We start from the raw sequence: 12677 nt of genomic DNA on the forward strand, positions 1-12677 counted from the left end.
TTGACAAGGCCAAACACCGCCCGCTACCGTCCCGTCCTGTGGATCCGGGCGATGAAATCATAGCCATCGTGGACGAGGACAACCGTGTCGTGGGGTCCGCGCCGCGGCGGGAGATGCGCGCGCGGCGGCTGCCGCACCGGAGTACCTACATCCTGGTCTTCAACTCAGCCGGCGAAGTCTATGTGCAGAAACGCACCCTGACCAAGGACGTGTTCCCTGGATACTACGATCCCGCGGCCGGCGGCGTGGTGCTGGCGGGCGAGAGCTACCTCGATGGGGCGAAGCGCGAGCTCGAGGAAGAAATGGGCATCCGTGACGTCCCGCTGGAGAGCCTGTTCGAGTTCTACCATGCCGACGACCACAGCCGTGTCTGGGGCGCGGCCTACCGTTGCGTCTACGACGGACCGGTGACCCTCCAGGAGGAAGAAGTAGAGAGCGGCTCGTTCATGCCCGTGGACGCGGTCTTCGAGGCCGCGGCGATCCAGCCCTTCACGCCGGACGGCCTGTACGTGCTGCGGCGCTACACGGAATCGGTCCGCGACTGACCTGATCCCCTCTCGGTCCCTGGATTCCCGCTTCCCAGGGTGTGTCAAAACTCCATTCGAACGAGAAATGGCAACGACATCCCATACCGTCATTCCCGCGAAAGCTTGCCCTCGACCCCGATCGGGGGCGGGAATCCATGGGTTGGGAGGGGCCAAACGGGCGTGTTTCCCCGCCTGGATTCCCGCTTCCGCGGGAATGACGTTCCGTAGGGTCCTTGCCTCACGGGTCTTGACACAGCCTGTCTCGCGGGAATGACGACTCCGGGCGTTGATGCCGGTTCTCATCCGACCGGAGTCTGTGACACGGCCTGATTTGCCGCTCTCTCGAAGAGATCTCCCTTGGCCGCCGTTGGGCAGCCGTCCCGTTCTCGTGTAATATTCTTCTCATACGGGGGTGCTCCCCCGACCATGGAATGCTGCGTTTTTTGACCATCGAGGGCGGCGACGGATCGGGGAAAAGCCGTCAAATCCGGCTGCTCGACGAGTATCTGGGCGCGCGGCAAGTACCGCGGCTGATGACCCGGGAGCCGGGCGACACGCCGCTGGGCAAGGAGTTGCGCAGGCTCCTGCTGGAGCGCGGCCCGCGGCTGCTTTCCCGGGAGGCCGAGCTGTTCATGATACTGGCCGACCGGGCGCAGCACGTCCGGGAGGTGGTCCGGCCCGCCCTGGAACAGGGCAAGCTGGTGGTGTCCGACCGTTTCACCGATTCCACCCTGGCCTACCAGGGTTACGGGCGGGGCATGGACCTGGACCTGCTGCGGCGGTTGAACCACGAGGCGACGGGCGGGACGATGCCCGAGCTGACGATCGTGCTGGACTGCCCCGTGGAGGTGGCGCTGGCACGGGCGGCCGAGCGGGCGGACCCGCGGGCGGCGCGCGAAGACCGGTTCGAGGCCGAGGGCACCGCCTTCCAGCGCCGGGTACGCGACGGGTTCCTCAAGCTGGCCGAGGCGGATCCGGAGCGCTATCGGGTTGTGCATTCGGAAGGCCCGGTCGAGACAACCCAGGAACAGGTGCGGCGCATCGTAGCGGAATGGCTTGACGGGTACGCGGCGGCCAGCGGGTAACCTCCGCGGACGGTGTGATCAATTTGGCGCAGGACGTTGGCGTGTGGACCATCGAGTCCAGTGACGGCGCTCCCGTGGTGATGTTCGGATAATGCTGCTTGGCTTCCATGATATCATCGGCCACGAAGGGCAGATCGCGTTGCTGCGGCGCGCCGTCGAACGGGACCGGCTGCACCATGCCTACCTGTTCGTCGGCCCGGAAGGGACGGGGAAGCGCACCGTCGCCACGGCCCTGACGGCGGCGGTTCAGTGTTCCGCCGGCACCGGCGATGCCTGCGGGGACTGCTCGGCCTGCCGGGCCGTCGAGCACGACAACCACCCGGACGTGCACTGGCTGGCGCCGCGCAAGGGCAAGCGCGACATCACCATCGAGCAGGTGCGGGAGCTGCAGCAACAGTTGGCGCTGCACCGCTTCAACGGCAAGAAGAAGGTCGCCGTCATCGACCCGTTGACGCTCATGAACCTGCACGCCCAGAACGCGCTGCTCAAGACGCTGGAGGAGCCGCCGGACCATTCGCTGCTGATCCTCATCGCCGAGAGCACCGGCGGCGTGCTGCCCACGGTGCTGTCGCGCTGCCTGCGGCTGCCCTTCTTTCCCCTGACGGTGGAGCAGGTGGCGGCCATCGTGGCGCGGCGCGAGGGGCTTTCCGAGGACCGGGCGATGTTGCTGGCCAGTCTCAGCTACGGGAGCCTCGGCAAGGCGCTGGCGGGAGAGGACGAGGCGCTCCTGGAACAGCGCCGGGAGTGCTTCCGCCGGCTGGCGGGCCTCTCACCGGACGACGCGCGCGGCATCTCGGAGCTGGCCGAGGAGATGGGCAAGGACCGGGAGCAGGCCCTGCGTTTCCTGGACTGGGTGCGGGGGTGGCTGCGGGACATCATGGTGCTGCAGGTCACGGGCTCGGCCGCCACCGTGTGCAACCGGGACCTGCTGGAGCCGCTCCAGAGGGCCGCCGGCGCCCGGCGCGTGCAGGACTCCACCGCCGCCATGGCCGAGATCGACAACGCGACCCGGTCGATTAACCGGAACTTCAACCGGCGCATGGTGCTGGAGGGCTTCATTCCCGGTATCTTGAGCCAAGAATAGGCTACCGCTGACATAGGCTACCGCTGACGCGCAGACATCAGACCGAGGGGACCGCACCACCACCATGGACCGGATATACTTCACCACGCCGATCTACTATGTGAACGCCCAGCCGCACCTCGGGCACACGTACACGACCATTATCGCGGACACGCTGAAGCGCTACCACCGGATGCGCGGCCGGGACGTGTTCTTCCTCACCGGCACCGACGAACACGGCGACAAGATCGCCCAGGCGGCGGCCGCGGACGACATCGACCCCAAGGCCTACGCGGACCGGATCAGCGGGCTGTTCCGCTCCACCTGGGACACCTGCGGAATCGCCTACGACTACTTCATCCGCACCACCGACGACTACCACAAGGCCACGGTGAGCCGGATCCTCCAGCACATCTACGACGCCGGCGACATCTACTTCGGGGAGTACGGCGGGTACTACTGCTACGGCTGCGAGCGTTTCTACACCGAGAAGGAGTTGCAGGACGGCAAGTGTCCGGACCACCAGACCGAGGCCGCCTTCATCGAGGAGAAGAACTACTTCTTCCGCATGGGCAAGTACCAGGACCGGCTGCTCGATCAGCTCGAGAAGGACCCCGATTTCGTGACGCCGTCGAGCTACCGCGCGGAGGTGCTGTCGCTCTTGCGCGAGCCCCTGGAAGACCTGTGCATCTCCCGGCCCAAGAGCCGGCTGCAATGGGGCATCCCGTTGCCCTTCGACCAGGACTACGTCACCTACGTGTGGTTCGACGCGCTCATCAACTACGTGAGCGCGCTGGAACACAAGGGCGCGGGGTCCTTCGACGCCTACTGGCCCTGCTGCAACCACATCATCGCCAAGGACATCCTCAAGCCTCACGCCATCTACTGGCCCACCATGCTCATGGCCGCGGGCCTGCCGCTCTACCACCGGCTCAACGTGCACGGCTACTGGATCATGGACAAGGGCAAGATGTCCAAGAGTCTGGGCAACGTCATCCGCCCGCTCGACATGAAGGAGCGCTACGGCATGGACGCGTTCCGCTACTACCTGCTGCGGGAGATGGTGTTCGGCCAGGACGCCGCCTTCTCGATGGACGCGTTCATCAACCGGGTCAACGCCGATCTCGCCAACAACTTCGGCAACCTGGTGAGCCGCGTTCTCGCCATGCAGAAACGCTACTTCGGCGGGGTGGTCCAGCCCATGGGCGACGGCGAACGTGCCGAGGACCGGGAGCTCAAGGAGGCCTTCCAGGAAGCGGCCGAGAGCGTAGACCGGTACATGGAGGACATGGCTTTCCACCGGGCACTGGAATCGATCTTCGCCGCCCTGGACCGCACCAACCAGTACATCGTGCAGACCGCGCCCTTCACCCTGGTCAAGGACCCCGACCAGAAGCCGCGCGTGGGCGAGATCCTGCACAACGTACTGGAGAGCGTGCGCCTCACCGGCGAGTTGCTGAGCCCGTTCCTGCCCGAGACCGGCGCGGCGGTACGGGAACTCCTGGGGTTACCCGCCACCGACGGCCTCCGCACCGAGTGGGGCGGCTCGTTCCCCGAGGGGCACGCGGTGCAGGCGCCGCGGATACTGTTTCCGAGGATCGAGGAAACGGAGGACGACGGAGAGTGATCGACACCCACTGCCACATCCAGACCGAGGAGTTCGACGAGGACCGGGACGCGGTGCTGGAGCGTGCCGCGGAGGCGGGCGTCGACACCCTGATCGTGGTTGGCGGCGCCGGCGACCTCTCCACCAACGACAAGGCGGTGCGCTTGGCCGAAAAGCACGCGGGTCTCTATGCCACCGTGGGCATGCACCCGCACGACGCCAAGGACGTGGCCGCGGAAGACATGGCGCGCTTGCGGGACCTGTCACGGCATCCCAAGGTCGTCGCCATCGGCGAGACCGGCCTCGACTTCCACTACGACCACTCGCCCCGGCAGGTACAGCGCGACATGTTCGAGCGTTTCGCGGCCCTTGCCGTGGAGACCGGGCTGCCCATCGTGGTGCACAACCGGGAATCGGATCGCGAGGTAGCGGAGACGATTCGGGGCCGGGGCGGCGGGGCACTTCACGGGGTGATCCACTGCTTCACCAGCGACGCCGCGGCCGCGCGCACGTTCCTCGACCTCGGCTTCTATTTGTCGTTCTCGGGCATCGTCACCTTCAAGAACGCCGACGGGCTACGGGACGTCGCGCGTCAGGTCCCCACGGACCGGCTGCTCATCGAGACCGACGCGCCTTTCCTGGCGCCGGTTCCCCGGCGCGGGCGCAGGAACGAGCCCGCCTACGTCCGCTTTGTGGCCGAGACCCTGGCCCAGGTGCGGGGGGTCGGCGTGGACGAGATCGCGGACGCCGTTAGCCGCAACGCTCGGATGCTGTTCGCGCTGCCGGCCGACGAAACCGCTGAGGGCCATGCGGTTCATGCAGCCACGGAATGATCGCACGGTATTTCGCCATGGATCGGCTCCGGCGACGGAAGGCGTGGCGGTAACCATCGAACCCGAGTCATGATCGACGGCACCACGAAACTGCTGGGCGTGCTGGGCTGGCCGGTGGAGCACTCCAAATCGCCGGTGATGCACAACGCGGCCATACAAGCCGCCGGCCTGAACGCGTGCTACGTCCCCTTCCCGTGTCGGCCCGAGGCCCTGGGCGACGTCATCGCCGGCCTGCGCGGCCTCGGGTTTCTCGGGGCCAACCTGACCATCCCGCACAAGCAGGCGGTCATCCCTCACCTCGACGGCCTGAGCGAGGAGTCCCGCTTCACCGGGAGCGTCAACACCCTCTACTGGGAAGGCGACCGGCTGATGGGGACCACTACCGACGCCCCGGGCGCCGTGCTGAACCTCCGCGAAGCCGGTCTTGAACTGGACGGCAGGCGCGTCGTGATCCTCGGCAATGGCGGCGCGGCTCGGGCGCTCGCCTTCGTGCTGGCCCGGGGCACCTGCGCGGGAACCGGCGGGGTCGACGAGACCTTCCGGTTGCCGGAACTCACCCTGCTGGGCCGGGACGCCGGAAAAGCCGGCGCGCTGGCGCAAGACGTTGCGGCGGCCAGCGCGGCAGGCACGGCGGTGCGCTCAGGCCCGCTGACCGATTTCGCCGCCTTCGGTGGAGAAGCCGACCTCATCATCAACTGCACATCGGTGGGCATGGCCCCGGACGTTCGAGGTTGTCCCATCGACCCCGCCCTCCTGGAACCGCGCCACGCCGTCTACGACATCGTCTACCAGCCCCGGGAGACCGTGCTCCTCCGGGAGGCCCGACACATGGGATGCCGGACGGTGGAGGGCATCGGCATGCTCGTGCACCAGGGCGCCGCGTCCTTCCGCACCTGGTTCGGGCGAGATCCGGACACCGCCGTCATGTTCGCGGTACTCGGAGAGTGAGACGCAGCACGGTGGCTCGGCGGCGACACGCGTGCGACGCGGAGTTGCGCATCAATCGTCGACCCGGCCATCAAGACTCTCAAGACTCTCCCAAACGGTCAATCTCGGTTCGCAGTCCAGCCAACTCTTCTAGGATGTCGCTCCTTCTTCGAACGGGTCGCTCGTATTCCTGCCATCGTTCAAACTGCCTGAGCAAGGCGTCAACCTGACCTGAATTGTCCTTCAGAACCTTGTCCATCGTCGTTGGCCTTGCCCCGTTTCGAAAAGCGTTCAAGCAGCAGATGGCCAGCATGCGGTCGTTTCCACCCAGATACCCGAGATCCCGCGCCAGGACTTCCCCATAGTCGTCGACAACGGTTGCCGACTCAGATTCCCCTTGTCCTTCTGACTCGCCGAAAACCGCAGGATGCCTTGCGAACAGGCGACCGATGTGCGTCTCGATCCGTTCCACGAGATGGGCCAAGGAAATTGTCAACCAACACTCCCGTGCACCTTCGAATACTTCGCGCCACAGTTCTCCTGCCTTATCGCGACGGTTATGGTTGGTCAGCCAGTCAACACCCGACGTTCCGGCAGCGAGAAGAAACAAGGAAGGCGCCAGCGCATCACTGTCCTGCGTTTCGCGCCAGTGCTGGACCCGCCGCCTTTGCTCGGTGAGCAACTCCCAGGATTTTCGCCACCGTAGAGTGGGTTCCTTCGCTCTCGCGAACAGGAGTCCACAGCTATTCGCCGGCAGCCCACCGGCCGTCGGATCGAGAGCGGCTTCCCTATCGAAGGCTGGATCACGAGTCCCCAACAACGCGTCCAGCAGAGTAATGTTCTTGCCAGGATCAACGTCGCAACCCTCGTTGATCATGTGATCCAAGACCGTCATCATCGACAGGCCGTCAAGGTGGACAGAGGGTTGCCGTCCATCGGCTGGCTCCGGCGGCAACGGAGAAAACTTGCGGGTGCTCGATCTGTCCGGAAAGTCACTCTGGGCAGCAAGATGTTTTCCGGATAATCCGGCCCTGGAAAGGCCGACCGCGATCCATTCGATCAGATCGTCCTGACGCAGGTAGTCTTGGTGCGGCTCTCCTGCTGTGGCGCCATGCGGACGGTGCGTGCGCTCATCGGAAGCCTTCAGCAGCAGCCATTGTGAGCCAAGAAAATCACCATCGCGGCGCTCCATGACTATTTGGGCGAGCCCTTCAACCCACGACGAAAGAACTGCAGTTGCTTTTTCCATGGTCGCCAAGAGAGCCCCGTCCAGGTCGTCCTGCCTGCGCACGATCTGCCAACGATCGTGGCAGTGACGTTCGGCAGCCTCCAGAATCAGTAGGACTGTCAGACGATGGTTCCAGGAGCACTCGTCATCTCTGCAGATCGGTGCTGCCCCGAGGGCGGCGGCGATCTCGTCGCGGTCGTGCAGGAACGTGTGGTGCTGCAGGATCTGCCGTATGGGATGCGGGAAGTCAAAGGCGTCGACGAGTTCGAGGACGCGGACTCTGTCCACCGGCAGGATCAACGGCACCAGGTTCAAGAGATTGTAATGGACGGGAAACCATGGGTCTCGTGCCAACCAATTCTTCAGAAGAGACTTCTCCGACCGGAGTGTCCCTACGAGAGCGTTGAACGCTTCACGTTCACCTGAGTACGTTCCGAGCCCAGGATCTCTATTGATGTCTTCGAATCGAGCATTTAGGTCCCGCAGGAGGGCTTGGAAAGCCAATGGTGACCGGCGCAACAGTTCCGGTATCGCCTCACCGAATGCCACGCTCATCAGGGCGTTGGAACTGACCAAATCCCAGACGCCGGATAGCACACGTCCCGCTGAACCGTCCGCTACCACGAATTCTTTTGTGATCGCGTTGGCCAGACCTGTTCCGAACAACCACGCGGCGACGTGTTTCCGAGGGTCCTCGCGGTTCTCAAGTAGCGCCGTGAAGCCAGTTTGCAAAGATTGCCGTTTCTTCACATTGCGAACGAATTCAAAGGTCAGCGACGTGGACCCGGGAAGTGCCAAGAGATCGGACAGATTGGAACCGTCAGGCCCAGGGTCGAGAATGTCCGTGCCGAACAGTGTTTGCCTGCACCACTCCGCCAGCCCCACGACGAGGTCTTCAGCGTCAAGCAACTGTCGCGCCTCAGCGCGAGCTGTGGCAGCCGCCCTTTGTGTGGCTGCAAGAGAAGGGTCGTCGTGCTCGAACAATGGATCACGCATTGCAAGCGCTCCAGCATTCTTCAAAGAAATGCCGTGCACGAGTCTCGGCTTCAGACCAGGGTCCGCTTGCTGCCGTCACTCCGGGATGTCCGCCGCCAACTGTCGCGCCGAAGTGCCATAGCGCCCCGTCCACGATGGCAAACCGGTCGTGCAAGAACGGGAACCGATGCCGATCCAGTGTACTGCTCCAGCGCACCTCTGCCAAGTCGGACCCGGACCGGTTCATGTTGCGGAATTGGGTAAGTGTGTCCTTGAGTTCGGCCATGCCCCGTTCTCCCGTTGCGCTGCCACCGGTAAGCAAACGGATATCCCCGGCATGGCTCGATGCGAGTGGGAACGCCAAGGCGTTAACGCCCAATTCGTCGAAATGAGGGTCCAGGACCAGGACGTGATCCAATGATTGGCCGACGGCCGCTTGAAATGTCGTGAGTGCCAAGTCTTTGCGGGCAGTTCCCTTGTTATATCGCTGAACGACCTGATTCCGATCAGGGAATCGAGGTCGATCGCGATTGTCGATCCCTTGCCCGTATTCTATCGAGGGCCACAAGATCCGTGCGACCCCCAACTCGGCCGAACGCCGATGCGCCCATGCCTCTCTCAAGTCCTCGGTTTTTTCGGGCCGCAGCCGACTCATGGGTGAAAGGCATTCGCTGCATGCGGGGTGGCCAGCCCATACATGGCCTCAATCTCCCGCCGTTGTGTTGCGCCGGTTTGACAACCAGTCTGCCAAGCTCGGCGCCCTACGCCAGAACGCTTCGAGTCGTTCGATGACTGGCTCCGGATCGGGTAGTCGCACGATCATTGCCGCACGCTCGCCAAGAGTGCTCAGAGAATTCCCCGAGAGCCAGACGTTTCTGTCGACGACCAGGAAGCGGTCATGCACGTCAGGTGTCTTGCCACGAAGTATACGAACCTCCGGTCTTATCGATGGTGTATCGAAGGTTTCTTCCAGGGCTCGCTGGAGTTGCGACCCCCGATCCTTGTCCGCCGAATCGTCGATCCCTTCTCTCAGGCCACGGGCCGACGTCAAAATATGCAGACTCACGGCCGGCCGCCGCTTCGCGTGGCCGAACTCCAGTAGTCCGCGGGCGTCGAAATACGGATCGACGATGACAACCTGGTCATGCGCACGACCGATTAACCCACGCAAATAATGTGCCGCGTCAGCGGGTGCTTGGTGGAACCACCGCTGGTCGTGTTCCCGCGCCGCCTGTTGACGTGCTCTGCGTGCCTCGGTAGCCGTGAGGCGAGAAACTATGTCCTGGTCTGTCAGCGGTTCGCCTATAACCACCTCCCCCGCGTCGTCGACCTCCTCCACCCGGTAGTTGTAACCGGGACGCTTGCGGCCACCGGCCGGAACGAACACCTCCTTCTGTCGACGGGGTAGTTCCATCCCGACATGCACGGTCCTCAATACCGGAAGAGGTTCGTGCCAACTGAACAACCCGTGGTCGGGGTGCGCGATCGACTCGCCCTCACTGTACACTTCGGCCGGTGAGTCAAAGACGACGATCGGATCCTTCCCGAATTCATGGACCATCGGCACCATGCGTCCCCGTGGGCGTTCGTTGACGACTTCCAATCGCAAACCGTCAACACTGTGACCGTGGCGAGCGACGATCTTGTATGCAATGGATTTAGCCGCGTTTGAGCGGGCGTTTTCGAGGTGGGATTTTTCGACGGCTCGAAACACAGGGTTTGGGGCAACTAGGCAGATCGCTCCCAGGTACTCACGGTACGTATGGACAACGTCAAAATTGAGCCATTCTGTCAACTTTTCACGGATCTTGTCGCCCTCGACAGTGTGTTCGATCTTGGCGGGAAGAACGTTTTTCGGGAACAGGAAATGCGCCCGCGAACCATGCATCCAGTCGGGCGCGAAAACCAACTCGTTCGATGTGACGAGATGGGGCCACGGTGGCTCCTGAACGAAAGGACCGCCGTGAAGCCTTTTCTGTTGGACGGGCTCTTGTTCGTCAGGGAACGTGAGAACATCCCGCATCGTGTTCGTGTACCACGCAATGGCATCGCCCACCGAGGACGCGAAGCGCTGGTAGTAGACGTACGCGCGGCCCTTACTCCCGGACCGAAGGGCCTTTGTCGAACAACCCGAGTCATGCGGAAGTTCGGCGGGACGCAATTCGACCATCCCAAACACCAAATGGTAGGTATCGTCGTCGCGGAACCACGCAAGGTGGATGATTGACTGGCCATATCCTTCCAACTCCATTGTCATCACCTGCGGCATTCCGTGTACGATGGCGACCCTGACGCCAATGCCATGCGCCACTGGCTCACATAAGTCTAACGAACTGACACAAACAAATATAGGGAGAGTTGGGGCACCTGCGAGACCAGCGAAGGCATTATGGACTTGTCAGTCTAGTGAGGCAAAAAAAAGGGGGAAGGACTGGGTCCTCCCCCTTTTGTCGGTCCCGGCCCGCCTTCGGGCCGTTGCCTTCTAGTAGTCTTCCGGCATGGCCGGGGCAGCGGACTGCTTCTTCTCCGGCTTGTCGGTGATCATGGCCTCGGTGGTGATGAGCAGGCCGGCCACGGACGCGGCGTTCTGCAGCGCGGAGCGGACCACCTTGGTGGGATCCAGGATCCCGGCCTTGATGAGGTCCTCGAACTCGCCGGTGGCGGCGTTGTAGCCGTAGGCCCCTTTGCCCTTCTTGATGGCATCCACCACCACGGAGGCGTCGGCGCCAGCGTTGCTGGCGATCCAGCGAGCAGGCTCGTCGGCCGCGCGCTGAATGATACGGACGCCGAAGGACTCGTTTTCGTCCACCTCGAGGTCCTTGAGCGCGACCGCGGCGCGGATCAGCGCGACGCCGCCGCCCGGCACGATGCCCTCCTCGACCGCGGCGCGGGTGGAGTGCAGCGCGTCCTCGACGCGGGCCTTCTTCTCCTTCATCTCGATCTCGGTGGCGGCTCCCACCTGGACCACGGCGACGCCGCCGGCCAGCTTGGCCAGCCGCTCCTGCAGCTTCTCGCGGTCGTAGTCGGAGGTGGTCTCCTCGATCTGCGCCCGGATCTGCTTGATGCGGCCCTCGATGTCGGCCTTCTCGCCAGCGCCTTCCACAACCGTCGTGTTTTCCTTGTCGACGATGATCTTCTTGCAGGTGCCGAGGTCGTTCAAGGTCACGTTCTCGAGCTTGATACCCAGCTCCTCGGCGATCATCCGGCCGTTGGTGAGGATCGCGAGGTCCTCAAGCATGGCTTTACGGCGGTCGCCGAAGCCCGGGGCCTTGACGGCGATGCACTTGAAGGTGCCGCGGATCTTGTTGACCACCAGGGTCGCCAGGGCCTCGCCCTCGACGTCCTCGGCGATGATCAGCAGGGGCTTGCCGCTCTTGGCGATATTCTCCAGCACCGGCAGCAGGTCCTTCATGCTGGAGATCTTCTTCTCATGAATCAGGATGTAGGGTTCGTCGAGGATCCCTTCCATGCGCTCGGGGTCGGTGACGAAGTAGGGGGAGAGGTAGCCGCGGTCGAAACGCATGCCTTCCACCAACTCCAGGGTAGTCTCCAGGCCCTTGGCCTCCTCGACCGTGATGACGCCTTCCTTGCCGACCTTGTCCATGGCGTCGGCGAGGATGTCGCCGATGGTCTTGTCGTTGTTGGCGGAGATGGCGCCCACCTGGGCGATCTCGGAACGGTCGCGCGTGGACTTGGACTGCTTCTGGAGCTCGGACACGACCTTCGCCACCGCCTTGTCGATGCCGCGCTTCACCGCCATGGGGTCATGGCCGGCGGCAACGATCTTGAGTCCCTCGCTGAAGATGGCGCGGGAGAGCACGGTGGCCGTGGTGGTGCCGTCGCCGGCCACATCCGAGGTCTTGCTGGCGACCTCCTTGACCATCTGCGCGCCCATGTTCTCGAACTTGTCCTCAAGCTCGATTTCCTTGGCGACTGTGACGCCGTCCTTGGTCACGTTGGGGGCGCCCCAGGACTTCTCCAGCACCACGTTGCGTCCCTTGGGACCCAGGGTACAGGTGACGGTGTCCGCGAGGATCTTGACCCCTTTCAGGACCTTGCTCCTCGCCTCCTCACTGAATTTTACGTCCTTTGCAGCCATTTTCGCCGTACCTCCTTATTCGACGATCCCGAGGATGTCGTCTTCCCTCATGATGAGGTGCTCGTCGCCGTCCAACTGGATCTCGGTGCCGGAATACTTCCCGAACAGGACCTTGTCGCCTTCCTTGACGTCCAGGGCCACCACCTTGCCGTCCTCGCGCCTGCCGGAGCCCACCGCCACCACCATGCCCTCCTGGGGCTTTTCCTTCGCCGTGTCGGGGATGATGATGCCGCCGGCCGTCGTCTCCTCCTCGTCCAGCCTCTTGACGATAATCCTGTCGTGCAAAGGCTTTACTTTCGCCGCCATAAGAACCTCCCTTTAAGAATGAGATGAT

11 protein-coding genes are annotated in these 12677 nt (G+C 63.5%); 6 read left to right on the plus strand and 5 right to left on the minus strand.

Annotated features, from left to right (window positions below):
* The first annotated feature begins 38 nt into the window (after positions 1-38).
* The 6 genes from yfcD to aroE all read left to right on the plus strand — a co-directional run bounded on the left by yfcD (position 39) and on the right by aroE (position 6062).
* Positions 39-545, plus strand: a complete 507-nt coding sequence (gene yfcD / locus OXF11_02750; GenBank protein MCY4486018.1) for an NUDIX hydrolase YfcD — start codon at positions 39-41, stop codon at positions 543-545.
* A 413-nt stretch (positions 546-958) separates the two neighbouring features.
* Positions 959-1612 carry a dTMP kinase gene (tmk, locus tag OXF11_02755; protein ID MCY4486019.1) on the plus strand — a complete coding sequence of 218 codons (654 nt, stop codon included), beginning with the start codon at positions 959-961 and terminating at the stop codon, positions 1610-1612.
* Between the two features lie 91 nt (positions 1613-1703).
* The gene (holB, locus tag OXF11_02760) at positions 1704-2696 is read left to right on the plus strand and encodes a DNA polymerase III subunit delta' (GenBank protein MCY4486020.1); all 993 of its coding nucleotides are present in this window, start codon (positions 1704-1706) and stop codon (positions 2694-2696) included.
* A gap of 64 nt (positions 2697-2760) precedes the next feature.
* The gene (gene metG, locus OXF11_02765; protein ID MCY4486021.1) at positions 2761-4302 is read left to right on the plus strand and encodes a methionine--tRNA ligase; all 1542 of its coding nucleotides are present in this window, start codon (positions 2761-2763) and stop codon (positions 4300-4302) included.
* Positions 4299-5114, plus strand: a complete 816-nt coding sequence (locus OXF11_02770) for a TatD family hydrolase (protein MCY4486022.1) — start codon at positions 4299-4301, stop codon at positions 5112-5114. Before metG ends, OXF11_02770 begins: the two co-directional genes overlap by 4 nt.
* Positions 5115-5183: 69 nt before the next feature.
* Positions 5184-6062: a shikimate dehydrogenase gene (gene aroE / locus OXF11_02775; protein MCY4486023.1), complete on the plus strand. Its 879-nt coding sequence runs from the start codon at positions 5184-5186 to the stop codon at positions 6060-6062.
* A gap of 79 nt (positions 6063-6141) precedes the next feature.
* Here the strand turns inward: aroE and OXF11_02780 are convergent, their stop codons facing one another.
* From OXF11_02780 to groES, 5 genes are all read right to left on the minus strand, one after another.
* The gene (locus OXF11_02780) at positions 6142-8265 is read right to left on the minus strand and encodes a hypothetical protein (GenBank protein ID MCY4486024.1); all 2124 of its coding nucleotides are present in this window, start codon (positions 8263-8265) and stop codon (positions 6142-6144) included.
* Entirely contained in the window at positions 8258-8530 is a 273-nt protein-coding gene (locus OXF11_02785; GenBank protein MCY4486025.1) for a hypothetical protein, read from the minus strand. Before OXF11_02785 ends, OXF11_02780 begins: the two co-directional genes overlap by 8 nt.
* Before the next feature lie 417 nt (positions 8531-8947).
* A complete protein-coding gene (locus tag OXF11_02790) occupies positions 8948-10495 on the minus strand; it encodes a VPA1262 family N-terminal domain-containing protein (GenBank protein MCY4486026.1) in 1548 nt (515 codons plus the stop codon).
* Positions 10496-10726: 231 nt separating this feature from the next.
* Complete coding sequence (groL, locus tag OXF11_02795) at positions 10727-12343, minus strand: chaperonin GroEL (GenBank protein MCY4486027.1); 1617 nt, start codon at positions 12341-12343, stop codon at positions 10727-10729.
* Positions 12344-12358: 15 nt separating this feature from the next.
* Positions 12359-12649 (minus strand): co-chaperone GroES, encoded by a 291-nt coding sequence (gene groES, locus OXF11_02800; protein ID MCY4486028.1) that lies wholly within the window; start codon positions 12647-12649, stop codon positions 12359-12361.
* Between the last annotated feature and the right edge of the window lie 28 nt (positions 12650-12677).

This window comes from Deltaproteobacteria bacterium, assembly GCA_026712905.1.
Classification (GTDB): domain Bacteria; phylum Desulfobacterota; class Binatia; order UBA9968; family JAJDTQ01; genus JAJDTQ01.